Source organism: Mycobacterium sp. SA01, from assembly GCF_041287105.1.
Classification (GTDB): domain Bacteria; phylum Actinomycetota; class Actinomycetes; order Mycobacteriales; family Mycobacteriaceae; genus Mycobacterium.
This window is the reverse complement of sequence record NZ_JBGGNO010000013.1, coordinates 1-17,511: the sequence shown is the minus strand read 5'-3', so window position 1 is coordinate 17,511 and position 17,511 is coordinate 1. Positions and strand designations below refer to the sequence as shown.

The following is a 17,511-nucleotide window of genomic DNA, read 5'->3' as shown; positions in this document are numbered from 1 at the left end:
GCTGCGGCGCATAGATCATGATTGCGCTTGGCGCACAATAATTTTCAGCGACACTCACTCTGCTGCGGGTGCCATGCGCAGCCCGGGGAGCACGTAGCGCCGCATGAAGCGCAGCACCGCCGCGTGGTCGTCGGGGTCGATCGTCTCGCCGGGAACGGTGCCCAGGGTGATCTGCACCCGGGCCACCCACTCGGCTGCCTCGTCCAGGTCGGTGTCGGCGTGGATCTCGCCGCCGTCGCGCGCCGCTTCCAGGTATGGCCGCCAGAACCGGCCGAGATCGGGCACCAGGCCCTGTACGCCGGCACCGGCGCAGGCCGCGAACTCCTCGGGTTCATCGCGTCGCAGCTGCATCACCAGCGCGCCGGGGGAGTCGTAGGCGCTGCGGCCCAGCCGCACCCCGACGGCCAATCGATCTTCGAAGGTGTCGAGTCCGTCGAGCACCTGGTGCGATTCGGCCCAGAACGCATTGTTGAGGCGCACGATCGCCGCACCCAGCAGCGAGGCCTTGTCGGGGTAGTGCCGGTAGAGCCAACCGCGGGACACCCCCGCGGCTTCGGCCACCTCGGAGACCGTGGTCGCCCGGATGCCCTTGGCGCGCAGGCACGATTCCGCGGCGTCCACCAGCCGCTCCTGCACGGACTTCTGTCGGCTGTCGGCGTCGGCGCTGGCAGTCACCTTGGTGGCCCTCCTTGTCTCGACCCGACAGTCCCGATACGGACATCCTTTCAAACGGGACTCGGCAGCTGTCCCGCACACCGGTAGACAGATTTGGCATTCTGTTTACCCTGCGCTTCTATTGTGACCCAAGGCACCCTGGAAAGCCGGGGGATGCCGAAGTTGGCCGAAGAGGGGAGCTCCGTGGCCGAGACCGTCCAGCAGCTGCTTCGTCAGCGCCTCGACGACACCACCCCGGCGGTGAAGTTCGGCGAACGCGTGTGGACCTGGCGCGAACACCTCGACGAGGCGGCCCGCCAGGCGGCGGGTTTGATCGCGATCGCCGACCCGGATCGGCCGCTGCACGTCGGGACGCTGCTGGGCAACACTCCGGCGATGCTGACCGCCATGGCGGCGGCCGGCCTCGGCGGTTATGTGCTGTGCGGGGTGAACAACACCCGCCGCGGCGCGGCGCTGGCCCGCGACATCGTCAAAGCCGACTGCCAGATCCTGCTCACCGATTCGGGGCACCGCGAATTGCTCGAGGGTCTGGAACTGCCGGGCGTCCGCGTGTTCGACGTCGACTCCGACGAGTGGTCGGCGCTGCTGGCCGGCGCCGGGGAGCTGACACCTCACCGGGAAGTCGCCGCGACCGACACGTTCATGCTGATCTTCACCTCCGGCACCAGCGGTGAGCCCAAGGCGGTGCAGGTCGCGCACATGATGGTGCCGTTCGCCGGCGTGGCACTGGCCGACCGGTTCGGGATCACCGCCGACGACGTCTGCTACCTGTCGATGCCGCTGTTCCACTCCAACGCGTTGATGGCCGGTTGGGCGGTGGCGCTCAATGCCGGCGCGGCGATGGCCCCCGCCGCGTTCTCGGCATCGGGCCTGCTCGCCGACCTGCGCCGATATGGCGCCACTTACATGAACTACGTCGGCAAGCCGTTGGCCTACGTACTAGCTACGCCGGAGCAGCCCGACGACCACGACAATCCGCTACGGGTCGCTTTCGGCAACGAGGCCACCGACCGCGACATCGCCGAGTTCGGCCGCCGCTTCGGCTGCGCGGTGTGGGACGGGTTCGGCTCCACCGAGGGCGCGGTCATCATCACCCGCGAGGACGACTGCCCACCCGGTTCGGTCGGGCGCGGCTTTCCCGGCGTGGCCATCTACGACCCCGAGACCCGTCAGGAATGCGCGACGGCGGTGTTCGACGAGACCGGCGCGCTGGCCAACGCCGACGAGGCGGTGGGGGAGATCGTCAACACCACCGGCGGGGGCATGTTCGGCGGGTACTACAACGACGGCAACGCCACCGACGAACGCCTTCGCCACGGCATGTATTGGTCCGGGGACCTGGGCTACCGCGACGCCGACGGCTGGATCTACCTGGCCGGCCGGACCGCGGACTGGATGCGCGTCGACGGCGAGAACATGGCCGCCGCGCCCATCGAGCGGATCGTCTTGCGGTTGCCGCAGGTCAGCCAGGTGGCGGTGTATCCCGTGCCCGACGAGCATGTGGGTGATCAGGTGATGGCGGCGATCGTGCTCGCCGACCACGCCCACCTGACCCCCGCCGAGCTCGAGGAGTTCCTGGCCCAGCAGTCGGACCTGTCGCCCAAGTCGTGGCCCCGGTACGTCTGGATCGCCGATGAGCTGCCGGCCACCGCCACCAACAAGGTACTCAAGCGCGAGCTCATCACCCAGGGGACCAAGCCCCAGAAGGGTCAAGTCTGGACCCGTGCGGCGCGGTCGAGGAGTTACACGATCGCCTGAGGAATAGGCCGAGGCGACCGCGCGTTTGGGCTGGTGACGGTCTACCTGGCATACTGGATCGTCGACCACCTCAGGTACCGGTTCACGCTCGAATTGCCAGGAAAACACTCGGGCGACCCGGCGACCATCGAATGCAGAGGACACCATGAAAACTGGGATTCATCCCGCTTACGCCGAGACCACCGTGGTCTGCGGTTGTGGCAATTCCTTCACCACTCGCAGCACCAAGGACGGCGGACACATCACCGTCGAGGTGTGCTCGCAGTGTCACCCGTTCTACACCGGCAAGCAGAAGATCCTCGACAGCGGCGGCCGCGTCGCCCGCTTCGAGAAGCGCTACGGCAAGCGCAAGGCCGGCGAGACCGCCGACAAGTAGCTGCTTTACCGACGCCCGCTCTGCTGCCCTGCGCGCAGGCCGGGCGTCGGTTTGCGTTTGGGGGCAGGGTCGACAGTCGGACAGAGATGAGGTGAGTGTGACGCACTCGACGCAGGTTGAGGCTGTGCTGACCGAACATGCCGACCTCGAACGTCAGATGTCCGATCCGGCACTGCACGCAGACGCCGGCAATGCCCGCCGGGTGGGCCGGCGGTTCGCGCAGCTGGCGCCCATCGTCACCACTTACCGCAGGCTGGAGACCGCCCGTGGCGACCTCGATGCCGCCCGCGAACTGGCCGCCGAAGACGCCTCCTTCGCCGCCGAGGTGCCCGAGCTCGAGGCCAGGGTCGCCGAACTCGACGCCCACCTGACCGACCTGTTGGCGCCGCGGGATCCGCACGACGCCGACGACATCGTCCTCGAGGTGAAATCGGGTGAGGGCGGGGAGGAGTCGGCGCTCTTCGCCGCCGACCTCGCGCGCATGTACATCCGGTACGCCGAGCGGCACGGCTGGACCGTCACGATGCTCGACGAGACATGGTCGGATCTCGGCGGTTACAAGGACGCGACGCTGTCGATTCGCAGCAAGGGCGACTCGGCCGACGGCGTGTGGTCGCGGATGAAGTTCGAGGGCGGCGTGCACCGGGTGCAGCGGGTGCCGGTCACCGAATCTCAGGGCCGGGTTCACACCTCCGCGGCCGGCGTCCTCGTCTACCCCGAGCCCGAAGACGTCGAGGCTGTCCAGATCGACGAGTCCGACCTGCGGATCGACGTGTACCGCAGCTCAGGTAAGGGCGGCCAGGGCGTCAACACCACCGACTCGGCGGTCCGCATCACCCACCTGCCCACCGGCATCGTCGTCACCTGCCAGAACGAACGCTCGCAGCTGCAGAACAAGGCCCGCGCGATGGTGGTGCTGGCCGCGCGCCTGCAAGCGCTGGCCGAGGAGCAGGCGTCGGCTGACGCGTCGGCGGACCGGGCCAGCCAGATCCGCACGGTCGACCGCAGCGAGCGGATCCGCACCTACAACTTCCCCGAGAACCGCATCGCCGATCACCGGATCAACTTCAAGGCCCACAACCTCGATCAGGTGCTCGACGGCGAGCTCGACCCGCTGCTGGATGCCCTGGCCGAGGCGGACAAGCAGACCCGGCTTCAGCAGGCATGAGCCGAAGCCTGCGGCAGGCCATCGATGTGGCCACCGCTGCGCTCGCCCGCGCGGGCGTCGGGTCGCCGCGCATCGACGCCGAGCTGTTGGCGGCCCACCTGGCCGGCACCGATCGTGGCCGGCTGGCCACCATCGCCGAGCCCGACGCCGACTTCTTCCGCCGCTATGACGCGATCATCGACGCCCGTTGCACCCGCGTCCCGGTGCAGCACCTGACCGGTTCGGCGCCGTTCGGCCCGCTGGATCTGACGGTCGGTCCCGGGGTGTTCATCCCGCGCCCGGAGACCGAGGCGCTGCTGGAATGGGCGCTGGCGCAACGCCTACCCGATGACCCGGTGATCGTCGACCTGTGTACCGGATCCGGTGCGCTGGCGATCGCGCTGGCCGCAGCGTGGCCGCAAGCGCGGGTGATCGCCGTCGACGACGACCCCACCGCGCTGGGCTACGCCCGACGCAACGCCGAGTCGCCCGCTGTCGACGTGGTACAGGCCGACGTGACCGTCGCAGGGCTGCTGCCAGAGTTGCGCGGTAGCGTCGACCTCGTGGTATCCAATCCGCCGTACATCCCTGTCGGGGCGCAGCTGGAACCCGAAGTGGCCGACCACGACCCGGCGCACGCGCTGTTCGGCGGCGACGACGGCATGGCCGTGATCGGGCCGATTGCGCGCCTGGCCGCTGGCTGGCTCAAGCCCGGCGGACTGTTCGCCGTCGAGCACGACGACACCACGTCGCAGCTGACTGTCGAAACCATCAGCACCACAGCACTTTTCACTGACATCAGCCCCCGCCACGATCTGGCCGGCCGTCCCCGATTCGTGACGGCCCGCCGGGTAAAGGAGTCAGCGTGACCCAGGTGTTCGACTGTGCCGACCCCACCCAGCGCGCCGAGGCGATCACCGCCGCGGCGGCTGCGGTGAAGAGCAGCCGCCTGGTCGTGATGCCCACCGACACGGTGTACGGCATCGGGGCCGACGCGTTCGACAGCGGCGCCGTGTCGGCGCTGCTGGCCGCCAAGGGTCGCGGTCGCGACATGCCGGTCGGTGTCCTCGTCGGCTCCTGGCACACCATCGAAGGCCTGGTGTATTCGGTGCCGCACAGCGCCCGCGAACTGATTCGGGCGTTCTGGCCGGGTGCGCTGAGCTTGGTTGTGCAGCAGGCGCCCTCGCTGCAGTGGGACCTCGGCGATGCCCGCGGCACCGTGATGTTGCGGATGCCGCTGCATCCGGTCGCGATCGAACTGCTGCGCGAGACCGGCCCGATGGCGGTTTCCAGCGCGAACCTGTCCGGGCGTCCGGCGGCGACGACGTCGGAGGAGGCGCAGCGTCAGCTCGGTGATCTGGTTCAGGTGTATCTCGATGCCGGGCCGTCGCCGGAGCAGGCCGCCTCGACGATCGTCGACCTCACCGGATCCACCCCGCGACTCCTGCGCGAGGGGCCGATCAGCGCGGCCGCCATCGCCGAGGTGCTCGGCACCGACGTCGCCTCGTTGACCGCCTGAACCGCCACAGCTTGGTGCAGTACGGTTTTTGCGATGGTCGGCACATCGGAATTCGTTGCGAGCGCGCTCGCGCTGGCTGACCGTGGCGCCGGTGTTCCGTTGCGCGAGTTGGCCCTTGTCGGGCTGACCGCCGCGATCATCACCTATTTCGCCACCGGTTGGGTTCGGGTGTTCGCGACCCGGGTCGGCGCGGTGGCCTATCCCCGCGAGCGGGACGTCCACCTGAAGCCGACCCCGCGGATGGGCGGCCTGGCGATGTACGCCGGCGTCGTCGTGGCGGTCTTCCTGGCGTCGCAGTTGCCCGCGCTCACCCGCGGCTTCATCTACTCCTCGGGCATGCCGGCGGTCGTGGTCGCCGGCGGACTGATCATGGGCATCGGGCTGATCGACGACCGGTGGGGCCTGGACGCGCTGACCAAGTTCGCGGGCCAGATCACCGCGGCCAGCGTCCTGGTCACGATGGGCGTGGCGTGGAGTGTCTTGTACATCCCGCTCGGCGGGGTCGGCACCATCGTGCTGGACCAGGTGTCCTCGATCCTGCTGACGCTGGCGTTGACAGTGTCGATCGTGAACGCGATGAATTTCGTCGACGGCCTCGACGGGTTGGCGGCGGGCCTCGGGCTGATCACAGCCCTGGCGATCTGCATCTTCTCGGTCGGCCTGCTGCGCGACCACGGCGGCGACGTGCTGTTCTACCCGCCCGCGGTGATCTCGGTGGTGCTGGCGGGCGCGTGTCTTGGGTTCCTGCCGCACAACTTCTACCGCGCCAAGATATTCATGGGCGATTCCGGCTCGATGCTCATCGGCCTGATGCTGGCCGCCGCCTCCACCACCGCGGCGGGCCCGATCTCGCAGAGCGCCTATGGCGCACGCGATGTTTTCGCCCTGCTCTCGCCGTTCCTGCTGGTCGTCGCGGTGATGCTAGTGCCGGCCCTGGACACGTTGCTGGCCATCGTCCGTCGCACCCGCGCCGGCCGCAGCCCGCTGAGCCCGGACAAGATGCATCTGCATCACCGGCTGCTGCAGATCGGGCACTCGCATCGCCGCGCTGTGCTGCTGATCTACCTGTGGGTGGGCATCATCGCGTTCGGTGCGGCGGCCACCATCTTCTTCGACCCGCGCTACACCGGGGCGGTGATGCTGGCGGCGATCGTGGTCGCCATCGTGGTCACGTTGATCCCACTGTTGCGTCGCCGGGACGATGATTACGAGGGAGTTTACGACAGTAAGTAGTAGACGTGTTTTCTGCCGTCTACCATGTGGTACGGTGCTGGCAGAACCCAGCCGAGACACAGCAAGAAACCTCGCGGGTTGCCGGCCCGGCCCATCGGATTCACGTCCGATCGGCGCCGATTTACGACCGACAAAGGGAGCTGCCCCTTGGGTGATTCCAGCGCGCCTGTCGCCCTCCGATACGCTCGGCGGGCCAGGACGAAGGATCACTTGACCGGCTCCCCAGAACGCAAGATTGAGGTGAACCTGTGACGACACCAGCGCAAGATGCGCCGTTGGTGTTTCCGTCCGTTGCCTTCCGGCCCGTTCGGCTTCTTGCGATCTGCGCTGCGCTGACCGCTCTCGCGGTGGTGCTGGCCGCGGTGGCCGGTCACATCCTGTTCGGGGTTTTCTTCGGCGTCGGCCTGGCGCTGGGCCTGGTCAACGCCATTCTGGTGCAGCGGTCGGTGGAGTCGATCACCGCCGGTGACCACCCTCTCAAGCGCAAGATGGCACTGAATTCCGCGACCCGGTTGCTGGTGATCACGTCGATCGGCTTGGCCATCGCGATCATCTTCCGGCCGCTGGGGCTGGGTGTGCTCTTTGGTTTGGCGCTGTTCCAAGTTCTTTTGGTTTTGAGCACCGCGTTGCCGGTGTGGAAGAAGATTCGCACGGGCGACCACGACGCCGACGTAGTTGCAAGCCCCGGAGCTGCCGGCTCCGCCGACGAAGCACCGAAGGATTGACCACGCGATGAGTGAACGCATCCTCGCCGAGGCCGCCATCGAGGTCGGCCACCACGACACCGCCAAGTGGCTGGGTCTGACGGTCAACGTCGACACCATCATGGCGACGGCGATCGCCGCCGTGATCGTGATCGCGCTGGCGTTCGTACTGCGAGCCAAGGTCACCTCGACCGGCGTCCCCAGCGGCGTGCAGTTGCTGTGGGAGACGCTGACGACTCAGATGCGCGGCCAGATCGAATCCGCGATCGGCATGAAGATCGCCCCGTTCGTGCTGCCGCTGGCGGTGGCGCTGTTCATCTTCATCCTGATCGCCAACTGGATTTCGGTGCTGCCGGTGCAGTACGGCACCGCCGACGGCAGCACGCACGAGCTGCTCAAGCCGCCGGCCGCCGACATCAACTTCGTGCTGGCGCTCGCTCTGTTCGTGTTCTTCTGCTACCACGCGGCCGGCATCTGGCGCCGCGGCCTGATCGGCCACCCGGTGAAGCTGCTCAAGGGCCACGTCGCGTTCCTCGCCCCGATCAACCTCGTCGAGGAACTGGCCAAGCCGATCTCGTTGTCGCTCCGACTTTTCGGCAACATCTTCGCCGGCGGCATCATGGTCGCGCTGATTGCGCTGTTCCCGCCGTACATCATGTGGGCGCCCAACGCGATCTGGAAGACGTTCGACTTGTTCGTCGGCTTGATCCAGGCATTCATCTTCGCGCTTCTGACGATTCTGTACTTCAGCCAGTCGATGGAACTGGAAGAAGACCACCACTAAAAGACGTGTTCGACCCAAGGACCACCCACTCACCTGGTAGGAGTCCTACCAGCAACCAAGGAGGATAAGTAATGGCAGACCCTCAAATCGTCATGGGAGCCCTGATCGGCGGCGGGCTCATCCTGGGCGGCGGCGCCATCGGCGCCGGTATCGGTGACGGCATCGCCGGTAACGCCCTGATTTCCGGCATCGCCCGGCAGCCCGAGGCCCAGGGCCGGCTGTTCACCCCGTTCTTCATCACTGTTGGTCTGGTGGAGGCGGCGTACTTCATCAACCTGGCGTTCATGGCCCTGTTCGTGTTCGCCACGCCTGGCGCTTCCTAGTCGGCATGGGGGAGCACAGCGTCACTCTGTTGGCGGCCGAGGAAGGTGGCACCCAGAACTTCCTCGTCCCCAACGGCACCTTCTTCTTCGTACTCGCGATCTTCCTGATCGTGCTGGGCGTGATCGGCAAGTTCGTCGTGCCGCCGGTCCAGAAGGTGCTCGGTGAGCGCGAGAAGATGGTCGCCAAGACCACCGAGGACAACCGCAAGGCCACTGAGCTGGATGCCGCCGCGGATTCCGACTTCCAGAAGGTGATGGCGGAGGCCCGCACCGAGGCATCGGGGATCCGCGACGAGGCCCGGGCCGAGGGTCGCAAGATCCTCGAGGAGCACCGGGGCCGCGCCAGCGAGGAGGCTGCCGCAACCCTGCAGCAGGCGGCCGATCAGCTCAAGCAGCAGAGCGACAGCATCTCCGGTGACCTGAGGTCATCGGTGGATACGCTTTCTGCCACGCTGGCCAGCCGCGTTCTGGGTGTTGAGGTCTCCAGCGAGTCGGCGACAACGGCGCCGGGACGGTAGGACATGTCAACCTTCATCGGACAGCTCATCGGCTTCGCGGTCATCGTGGCCATCATCTGGCGGTACGTCGTGCCGCCGTTGAAAAACATGATGGCCAACCAGAAAGAGGCCGTTCGCACTCAGCTCGACGACAGCGCGAAGGCCGGTCAGCGGTTGGCTGATGCCGACAAGCATCACGCCAAGCGGGTCGACGAGGCCAAGGCCGAAGCCAAGCGCATCGTGGAAGAGGCGCGGGTCGATGCCGAAGGCATCACCGCGCAACTGCGTGCGCAGGCAGATGTCGAGGTGGAGCGGATCAAAGTCCAAGGTGCGCAACAGGTTCAGTTGCTGCGCGCTCAGCTGATCCGGCAGTTGCGTCAAGACCTCGGCAGTGAGTCGGTGCGGCGCGCGGGCGAGCTGGTGCGTGCCCACGTCGCCGACTCGCAGTCGCAGGCCGCCACTGTCGACCGCTTCCTGGACGAACTGGATTCGATGGCCCCGGCGGCCTACACGCCGGAGGTCGGTTCGGATCTGCGGTCGGCCAGTCGCGAAGCTCAGGCCGCGGTGGTCGAGAAGTTCGACGCGCTGTCCTCGGATCTGTCGGTCGATGCGTTGTCCACGCTGTCCGATGACCTTGCGTCGGTGGCCGGGCTGCTGATTGCCGAGCCCATCCTCGCCCGCCATCTCGCGGAGTCCTCCGGTGAGGTCGACGCCAAGAAGCAGTTGATTCACCGGCTGCTCGACGGCAAGGTCGGCGACAACACACTCGAGCTGCTCGAGACCGCGGTATCGGTGCGCTGGTCGTTGACCTCGGATCTGGTCGACGTCGTCGAGCATGTCGCGCGGCTGGCACTGCTGACTCGCGCGGAGCGCGAGAACCAGGCCGACGAGCTCGAGGAGCAGCTCTTCCGCTTCACCCGCATCCTGGACGAGCAGCCCCGACTGACTTCCCTGCTGGGCGACTACACCGCACCGGCCGACGGCCGAATCGAGTTGCTGCGCAAGGTCCTCGGTGACGACAGCGGCGCCAGCGCGACCGCGACCGCCCTGCTGGTTCAGACCATCAGCCTGCTGCGCGGCGACCGTGCCGACGAGGCGGTGCTGGAGCTGGCTCAACTTGCGGTCGCCCGGCGCGGCGAGATCGTCGCTCAGGTCAGTGCGGCTGCCGAGCTCAGTTCGGAGCAGCGCACCCGCCTGACCGAGGTGCTGACCCGGATCTACAACCACCCTGTTTCGGTGCAGCTGAACATCGATCCCTCTCTGCTGGGCGGCCTTTCGGTCGCCGTCGGCGACGAGGTGATCGACGGGACGTTGTCCTCACGGCTGGATGCAGCTGTGACGCGGCTTCCCGATTAGCCGACCGACTGACCGGCCGAACAGCCAACCGAACCCCAAGACCCAAAAACAAAGGCAGGAAGACGAAAAGCCATGGCAGAGTTGACAATCTCGGCTGACGACATCCAGGGCGCCGTCCAGGAGTACGTCTCGAGCTTCGAGGCGGATACCGGGCGCGAGGAGATCGGCACCGTCATCGACGCCGGCGACGGCATCGCCCACGTCGAGGGTCTGCCCTCGGTGATGACCCAGGAACTGCTGGAGTTCCCCGGCGGCGTGCTCGGTGTCGCACTGAACCTCGACGAGCACAGCGTCGGCGCGGTCATCCTCGGCGAGTTCGAGAAGATCGCCGAGGGCCAGCAGGTCAAGCGGACCGGCGAAGTGCTCTCGGTGCCCGTCGGCGACGCCTTCCTGGGCCGCGTCATCAACCCGCTCGGCCAGCCGATCGACGGTCAGGGCGACATCGAGGCCGAGGGTCGTCGCGAACTCGAGTTGCAGGCGCCGTCGGTGGTGCAGCGCCAGGGTGTCGGTGAGCCGCTGCAGACCGGCATCAAGGCCATCGACGCGATGACCCCGATCGGCCGCGGCCAGCGCCAGCTGATCATCGGTGACCGCAAGACCGGCAAGACCGCCGTCTGCGTCGACACCATCCTCAACCAGCGGGGTGCCTGGGAGACCGGCGATCCCAACCAGCAGGTGCGCTGCGTCTACGTCGCGATCGGCCAGAAGGGCACCACGATCGCCTCGGTGAAGCGGGCGCTCGAAGACGGTGGCGCGATGGAGTACACCACCATCGTCGCGGCTCCGGCTTCCGACGCCGCTGGCTTCAAATGGCTTGCGCCCTACACGGGTTCGGCCATCGGCCAGCACTGGATGTACAACGGCAAGCATGTGCTGATCGTGTTCGACGATCTGTCCAAGCAGGCCGACGCCTATCGCGCCATCTCGCTCCTGCTGCGCCGCCCGCCGGGCCGCGAAGCCTTCCCCGGCGACGTCTTCTACCTGCACTCCCGCCTGCTGGAGCGTTGCGCCAAGCTGTCCGACGAGTTGGGTGGCGGCTCGATGACCGGCCTGCCGATCATCGAGACCAAGGCCAACGACATCTCGGCGTTCATCCCGACCAACGTCATCTCGATCACCGACGGCCAGTGCTTCCTGGAGTCCGACCTGTTCAACCAGGGCGTTCGCCCGGCCGTGAACGTCGGTGTGTCGGTGTCCCGCGTCGGTGGTGCCGCCCAGATCAAGGCGATGAAAGAGGTTGCCGGTTCGTTGCGTCTGGACCTGTCGCAGTACCGCGAGCTGGAGGCCTTCGCGGCGTTCGCGTCCGACCTGGATGCCGCGTCGAAGGCTCAGCTGGACCGCGGTGTGCGCCTCGTCGAGCTGCTCAAGCAGGCCCAGTACAGCCCGATGGCCGTCGAGGATCAGGTCGTCGCGATCTTCCTCGGCACTCAGGGGCATCTGGATTCGGTTCCGGCCGAGGATGTTTCGCGCTTCGAGTCCGAATTCCTGGAGCACGTGAAGGCGAGCCACTCGGAGATCCTCGACGGCATCAAGGAGTCCAAGAAGCTCTCCGAGGAGGCCGAGGAGAAGCTGGTCTCGGTCATCAACGAGTTCAAGAAGGGCTTCGCGGCAACCGACGGCAGCTCCGTGGTCGCCGACGAGCACGACGCCGAGGCTCTGGATCCCGAGGACCTGGAGAAGGAATCGGTCAAGGTCCGTAAGCCGGCTCCCAAGAAGAACTAGGTAACCAATGGCAGCCACACTTCGCGAACTACGCGGACGTATCCGCTCCGCCTCGTCGATCAAGAAGATCACGAAGGCTCAGGAGCTGATCGCCACGTCGCGGATCGCCAAGGCGCAGGCCCGGGTCGATGCGGCTCGGCCCTACGCCAACGAGATCACCAACATGCTCACCGAGCTGGCGGGCGCGAGCGCGCTCGATCACCCGCTGCTCGTCGCACGGGAGAAGCCGCGGCGGGCCGGTGTGCTGGTGGTTTCGTCGGACCGCGGTCTGTGCGGCGGCTACAACGCGAACGTCTTGCGCCGGGCCGAGGAGCTCTTCTCGCTGCTGCGGGAAGAGGGCAAGGACCCGGTGCTCTACGTCGTGGGCCGGAAGGCGCTGGGCTACTACAGCTTCCGTCAGCGTGAGGTCAAAGAGTCGTGGACCGGCTTCTCCGAGCGGCCCGATTACGAGCACGCGAAGGACATCGCCGACACCTTGGTGACGGCGTTCATGTCCGGTGTCGACGACGAGGGTGACGAGGCCGGCGCCGACGGCGTCCTCGGTGTCGACGAACTGCACATCGTGTCGACGGAGTTCAGGTCGATGCTGTCGCAGACGGCGACGGCGCTGCGGATCGCCCCGATGCTCGTCGAGTACGTCGGTGAAGCCGAAACCGGCCCGCAGACGTTGTTCTCGTTCGAGCCCAATGCCGAGGAGCTGTTCGACTCGCTGCTGCCGCGTTACATCGCGACGCGCGTGTACGCGGCGCTGCTCGAGGCGGCGGCGTCGGAGTCGGCGTCTCGGCGGCGCGCCATGAAGTCGGCGACCGACAACGCCGACGATCTGATCAAGGCACTCACGCTGGCGGCCAACCGCGAACGTCAGGCGCAGATCACCCAGGAAATCAGCGAAATCGTCGGTGGCGCCAACGCGCTGGCAGACGCTACCTAACAGAAGCCCCATCGAGAGCTAGAGAAGCGAAGAGAGAATGACTGCTGCCGTAGAGACCAAGACCGCCGGACGCGTTGTCCGCATCACCGGCCCCGTGGTGGACGTCGAGTTCCCGCGTGGCTCAGTGCCCGAACTGTTCAACGCGTTGCACGCCGAGATCACCTTCGGCGCGCTGGCCAAGACCCTGACCCTCGAGGTCGCCCAGCACCTCGGTGACAACCTGGTGCGCTGCATCTCCATGCAGCCGACCGACGGCCTGGTGCGTGGCGTCGAGGTGTCCGACACCGGTGCCTCGATCTCCGTGCCGGTCGGCGACGGGGTGAAGGGCCACGTGTTCAACGCCCTCGGCGACTGCCTCGACGACCCGGGCTACGGCAAGGACTTCGAGCACTGGTCCATCCACCGCAAGCCGCCTGCCTTCGCTGACCTCGAGCCTCGCACCGAGATGCTGGAGACCGGCCTCAAGGTCGTCGACCTGCTGACCCCGTACGTGCGTGGCGGCAAGATCGCCCTGTTCGGTGGTGCCGGCGTGGGCAAGACCGTGCTGATCCAGGAGATGATCAACCGCATCGCCCGCAACTTCGGTGGCACCTCGGTGTTCGCCGGCGTGGGGGAGCGCACCCGTGAGGGCAACGACCTCTGGGTGGAGCTCGCGGACGCCAACGTGCTCAAGGACACCGCGTTGGTGTTCGGCCAGATGGACGAGCCGCCGGGCACGCGTATGCGCGTCGCACTGTCTGCGCTGACCATGGCGGAGTTCTTCCGCGATGAGCAGGGCCAGGACGTGCTTCTGTTCATCGACAACATCTTCCGGTTCACTCAGGCCGGCTCCGAGGTGTCCACGCTGCTCGGCCGTATGCCGTCCGCTGTGGGTTACCAGCCGACCCTGGCTGACGAGATGGGTGAGCTCCAGGAGCGCATCACCTCGACGCGTGGCCGTTCGATCACCTCGATGCAGGCCGTGTACGTGCCCGCCGACGACTACACCGACCCGGCGCCGGCCACCACTTTCGCGCACCTGGACGCCACCACCGAGCTTTCTCGTGCGGTGTTCTCCAAGGGCATCTTCCCGGCGGTGGATCCGCTGGCGTCGAGCTCGACGATCCTGCACCCCAGTGTGGTTGGCGACGAGCACTACCGCGTCGCCCAGGAAGTCATCCGGATCCTGCAGCGCTACAAGGATCTTCAGGACATCATCGCGATCCTCGGTATCGACGAGCTCTCCGAAGAGGACAAGGTCCTGGTGTACCGCGCCCGCAAGATCGAGCGCTTCCTGAGCCAGAACATGATGGCCGCCGAGCAGTTCACCGGTCAGCCCGGTTCGACGGTCCCGCTCAAGGAGACCGTCGAGGCGTTCGACAAGCTGGCCAAGGGCGAGTTCGACCACCTGCCCGAGCAGGCGTTCTTCCTGATCGGCGGCCTGGACGACCTGGCGAAGAAGGCCGAGAGCCTCGGCGCCAAGCTGTGAGTTTCACGACGCGAAAGGTGATGTGAGATGGCCGAATTGGACGTCGACATCGTCGCCGTCGAGCGCAAGATCTGGTCGGGTAAGGCGACGTTCGTCTTCACCCGCACCACGTCCGGCGAGATCGGCATCCTGCCTCGGCACATCCCGCTCGTGGCACAGCTCGTCGATGACGCGATGGTGCGCGTCGAGCGGGAGGGCGAGGACGATCTGCGGATCGCGGTCGATGGCGGTTATCTTTCGGTCACCGAGGAAGGCGTGACGATCCTCGCCGAGTCCGCGGAGTTCGAGTCCGAGATCGACGCGGACGCCGCCAAGTCCGATGCGGCCTCCGACGATCCGCAAACGGCTGCCCGGGGTAGGGCGCGTCTGCGCGCCCTAGGCCAGATCGACTAGTCGAGAGCCAGCGACCGATGAGCGCGCCGATGATCTTCATGGTCGCGCTGGTCACTGTGCTGGGACTTGTGGTGGCGGCCCTGACCTACCGGTTGTGGAAGCTACGGCAGGGTGGGACGGCGGCGATTCTGCGTGACACCCCGGCGGTCGGCGGGCACGGCTGGCGCCATGGGGTCATCCGGTATCGGGGTGATGAGGCCAGGTTCTATCGGCTGTCGAGTCTGCGGTGGTGGCCCGATCGCCGGCTGAGCCGGCGTGGGCTGGAGGTCATCGCCCGACGTGGCCCGCGCGGCGACGAATTCGACATCATGTCCGACGCGATCGTCGTTCTGGAACTGCACGACATCACCGGCGAACGCGGCCGCGGCTACGAGATGGCGCTGGACCGCGGCGCGCTGACGGCGTTTTTGTCCTGGGTGGAATCGAGTCCCTCGCCGCGGGCGCGGCGCCGCACGGCCTGACTTATGTCTTCGCGGGTCCGTCGGCTTTGCCGCCGCCGGGCTGCCACAGCACGTCACCACCGGGATTGGCCACCCGGCACAGGATGAACAGCAGGTCGGAGAGCCGGTTGAGGTAGCGCGCAGGCAGCGGGCTGACGGTATCGGGATAGGCCTTGACCGCGACCCAGGCCGAGCGTTCGGCGCGCCGGGTCACTGTCCGTGCGACGTGTAGCAGGGCCGACAGCGGGGTGCCGCCCGGCAGGATGAACGAGTTCAGGGCCGGCAGGTTGTCGTTGTAGTGGTCGCACCACGCTTCGAGCCGCTCCACGTACGGGGCAGTGATCCGCAGCGGCGGATACTCCGGGTTTTCGACGACCGGAGTGGACAGGTCGGCGCCCGCGTCGAACAGGTCGTTTTGAATCTGTACCAGCACTGTGCGCAGGTCGTCATCGGGTTGGCCCAGGGCGACGGCCATGCCGAGCGCGGCATTGGCCTCGTCACAGTCGGCGTACGCGGTCAGCCGCGGGTCATTCTTGTCCACCCGTGAGAAATCACTCAGTCCCGATGTGCCGTCGTCGCCGGTCCGGGTATATATGCGGGTCAGGTGTACTGCCATGAGTGAAACCGTACCGGCCAGGTGGCACGGTACCGGGCCTTGCCTCCACTAAACTAACGGCCGTGGGTGAGCGTTTCGTGGTGACCGGTGGCAACCGGTTGGCTGGCGAAGTCGCCGTTGGGGGCGCCAAGAACAGCGTCTTGAAGCTGATGGCGGCCAGTCTGCTGGCCGAGGGCACCACGACCATCACCAACTGCCCCGACATTCTTGATGTTCCGTTGATGGCGGAGGTCCTTCGCGGCCTCGGCGCCAACGTGGAACTCGACGGTTCGGTCGTGCGGATCACCTCGCCCGACGAGCCGAAGTACGAAGCGGACTTCGCCGCGGTGCGCCAGTTCCGGGCGTCGGTCTGCGTGCTGGGCCCGCTGGTCGGGCGGTGTAAGCGCGCCAGGGTGGCATTGCCCGGTGGCGACGCGATCGGCTCGCGCCCGCTGGACATGCATCAGGCGGGGCTGCGCCAGCTCGGCGCCGACTGCACGATTGAGCACGGCTGCGTGGTGGCCACCGCCGAGCGTCTGCACGGTGCGGAGATCCAGCTGGAGTTCCCTTCGGTTGGGGCGACCGAGAACATCCTGATGGCTGCGGTGCTCGCCGAGGGTGTCACCACAATTCACAACGCCGCGCGCGAGCCCGACGTCGTCGACCTCTGCGAAATGCTCTGCCAGATGGGCGCCCAGGTCGAAGGTGCAGGCACTTCGACGCTGACGATCACCGGCGTCCCGCGGCTGCACCCCACCGAGCACCGGGTGATCGGCGACCGGATCGTCGCCGCGACGTGGGGGATCGCCGCGGCGATGACGCGTGGTGACATCGCGGTCACCGGGGTGGACCCGGCTCACCTTCAGCTGGTGCTGCACAAGCTGCACGATGCCGGCGCCACCGTCACCCAGCACGACAACGGGTTCCGGGTGGTGCAGTACGACCGTCCGAAGGCAGGCAATGTGGCGACGCTGCCGTTCCCGGGTTTCCCCACCGATCTGCAGCCGATGGCGATCGCGCTGGCGTCGATCGCCGACGGGACGTCGATGATCACCGAGAACGTGTTCGAGGCGAGGTTCCGGTTCGTCGAGGAAATGATTCGGCTCGGTGCCGACGCCCGGACCGACGGTCATCACGCGGTCGTGCGGGGGATCCCGCAGCTTTCGAGTGCGCCGGTGTGGTGTTCGGACATCCGGGCCGGCGCCGGACTGGTGCTGGCCGGGCTGGTCGCTGACGGAGAAACCGAAGTTCACGACGTGTTTCACATCGATCGGGGCTACCCGCTCTTCGTGGAGAATCTGGTGCGACTTGGAGCTGAGATAGAACGCGTGTAAGGTAGGCAGTCGGCCAGCCGCGCCGGACCCAGAGATGGGGAGGCAGCGGCAAGTTGACAAGCCAACAACATCAAGTAAGATGGCAGGGTTGCCTGCTGGCGGTCGTCGGCCGGGCGTGTTGTTTGAGAACTCAATAGTGTGTTTGGTGGTTTTTGTTTGTTGTTGTTTTTTGGCTGCATTCTGATACCCCCGTGTTGGGGTGTGGCCTGTTTGTGATGCCAGTTTGTTTGGTGTCTTTTGTTTGGTTTCAGGCTTG

Annotated in this window: 19 protein-coding genes; 17 read left to right on the top strand and 2 right to left on the bottom strand. The window is 66.8% G+C overall.

All coding sequences use genetic code 11. The features are described 5' to 3' along the window. Positions 1-54: 54 nt before the first annotated feature. Positions 55-675: a TetR/AcrR family transcriptional regulator gene (locus tag AB4879_RS04145; protein WP_102809534.1), complete on the bottom strand. Its 621-nt coding sequence runs from the start codon at positions 673-675 to the stop codon at positions 55-57. 183 nt (positions 676-858) lie between these two features. Here AB4879_RS04145 and fadD1 point away from each other — a divergent pair, with 183 nt between their 5' ends. From fadD1 to AB4879_RS04065, 16 genes are all read left to right on the top strand, one after another. Beyond that, the gene (fadD1, locus tag AB4879_RS04140; protein WP_370506561.1) at positions 859-2,433 is read left to right on the top strand and encodes a fatty-acid--CoA ligase FadD1; all 1,575 of its coding nucleotides are present in this window, start codon (positions 859-861) and stop codon (positions 2,431-2,433) included. A gap of 145 nt (positions 2,434-2,578) precedes the next feature. Beyond that, a complete protein-coding gene (gene rpmE / locus AB4879_RS04135; protein ID WP_036343974.1) occupies positions 2,579-2,809 on the top strand; it encodes a 50S ribosomal protein L31 in 231 nt (76 codons plus the stop codon). Between the two features lie 97 nt (positions 2,810-2,906). Continuing rightward, entirely contained in the window at positions 2,907-3,977 is a 1,071-nt protein-coding gene (gene prfA / locus AB4879_RS04130; protein WP_102809550.1) for a peptide chain release factor 1, read from the top strand. After that, positions 3,974-4,825, top strand: a complete 852-nt coding sequence (gene prmC, locus AB4879_RS04125) for a peptide chain release factor N(5)-glutamine methyltransferase (RefSeq protein ID WP_370506560.1) — start codon at positions 3,974-3,976, stop codon at positions 4,823-4,825. Before prfA ends, prmC begins: the two co-directional genes overlap by 4 nt. Further along, the gene (locus tag AB4879_RS04120; RefSeq protein ID WP_370506559.1) at positions 4,822-5,475 is read left to right on the top strand and encodes an L-threonylcarbamoyladenylate synthase; all 654 of its coding nucleotides are present in this window, start codon (positions 4,822-4,824) and stop codon (positions 5,473-5,475) included. Before prmC ends, AB4879_RS04120 begins: the two co-directional genes overlap by 4 nt. Before the next feature lie 33 nt (positions 5,476-5,508). Further along, positions 5,509-6,708, top strand: coding sequence for a glycosyltransferase family 4 protein (locus AB4879_RS04115; RefSeq protein WP_102809537.1), 1,200 nt, complete (start codon positions 5,509-5,511; stop codon positions 6,706-6,708). A gap of 248 nt (positions 6,709-6,956) precedes the next feature. Then, entirely contained in the window at positions 6,957-7,433 is a 477-nt protein-coding gene (locus AB4879_RS04110) for a hypothetical protein (RefSeq protein ID WP_102809538.1), read from the top strand. A gap of 7 nt (positions 7,434-7,440) precedes the next feature. After that, complete coding sequence (atpB, locus tag AB4879_RS04105; RefSeq protein WP_102809539.1) at positions 7,441-8,196, top strand: F0F1 ATP synthase subunit A; 756 nt, start codon at positions 7,441-7,443, stop codon at positions 8,194-8,196. A gap of 71 nt (positions 8,197-8,267) precedes the next feature. Further along, positions 8,268-8,519 (top strand): F0F1 ATP synthase subunit C, encoded by a 252-nt coding sequence (locus tag AB4879_RS04100; protein ID WP_036343982.1) that lies wholly within the window; start codon positions 8,268-8,270, stop codon positions 8,517-8,519. Between the two features lie 5 nt (positions 8,520-8,524). After that, positions 8,525-9,037 carry a F0F1 ATP synthase subunit B gene (locus tag AB4879_RS04095; protein ID WP_102809540.1) on the top strand — a complete coding sequence of 171 codons (513 nt, stop codon included), beginning with the start codon at positions 8,525-8,527 and terminating at the stop codon, positions 9,035-9,037. A gap of 3 nt (positions 9,038-9,040) precedes the next feature. Next, positions 9,041-10,372: a F0F1 ATP synthase subunit B/delta gene (locus AB4879_RS04090; protein WP_370506558.1), complete on the top strand. Its 1,332-nt coding sequence runs from the start codon at positions 9,041-9,043 to the stop codon at positions 10,370-10,372. A 72-nt stretch (positions 10,373-10,444) separates the two neighbouring features. Further along, on the top strand, positions 10,445-12,094 hold the full coding sequence (atpA, locus tag AB4879_RS04085; RefSeq protein WP_102809542.1) for a F0F1 ATP synthase subunit alpha: 1,650 nt from the start codon (positions 10,445-10,447) through the stop codon (positions 12,092-12,094). A 7-nt stretch (positions 12,095-12,101) separates the two neighbouring features. Next, positions 12,102-13,025, top strand: coding sequence for a F0F1 ATP synthase subunit gamma (locus AB4879_RS04080; RefSeq protein WP_102809543.1), 924 nt, complete (start codon positions 12,102-12,104; stop codon positions 13,023-13,025). Positions 13,026-13,062: 37 nt separating this feature from the next. Then, positions 13,063-14,493: a F0F1 ATP synthase subunit beta gene (atpD, locus tag AB4879_RS04075; RefSeq protein WP_083122766.1), complete on the top strand. Its 1,431-nt coding sequence runs from the start codon at positions 13,063-13,065 to the stop codon at positions 14,491-14,493. Between the two features lie 27 nt (positions 14,494-14,520). Then, on the top strand, positions 14,521-14,886 hold the full coding sequence (locus tag AB4879_RS04070; RefSeq protein ID WP_102809544.1) for a F0F1 ATP synthase subunit epsilon: 366 nt from the start codon (positions 14,521-14,523) through the stop codon (positions 14,884-14,886). Positions 14,887-14,903: 17 nt separating this feature from the next. Next, positions 14,904-15,347 carry a DUF2550 domain-containing protein gene (locus AB4879_RS04065; protein ID WP_102809545.1) on the top strand — a complete coding sequence of 148 codons (444 nt, stop codon included), beginning with the start codon at positions 14,904-14,906 and terminating at the stop codon, positions 15,345-15,347. A 1-nt stretch (position 15,348) separates the two neighbouring features. Here the strand turns inward: AB4879_RS04065 and AB4879_RS04060 are convergent, their stop codons facing one another. Beyond that, the gene (locus AB4879_RS04060; RefSeq protein ID WP_370506557.1) at positions 15,349-15,942 is read right to left on the bottom strand and encodes a cob(I)yrinic acid a,c-diamide adenosyltransferase; all 594 of its coding nucleotides are present in this window, start codon (positions 15,940-15,942) and stop codon (positions 15,349-15,351) included. Between the two features lie 62 nt (positions 15,943-16,004). Between AB4879_RS04060 and murA the strand changes: the two genes are divergently transcribed. Then, positions 16,005-17,255, top strand: a complete 1,251-nt coding sequence (murA, locus tag AB4879_RS04055) for a UDP-N-acetylglucosamine 1-carboxyvinyltransferase (RefSeq protein WP_370506556.1) — start codon at positions 16,005-16,007, stop codon at positions 17,253-17,255. Positions 17,256-17,511: the final 256 nt, after the last annotated feature.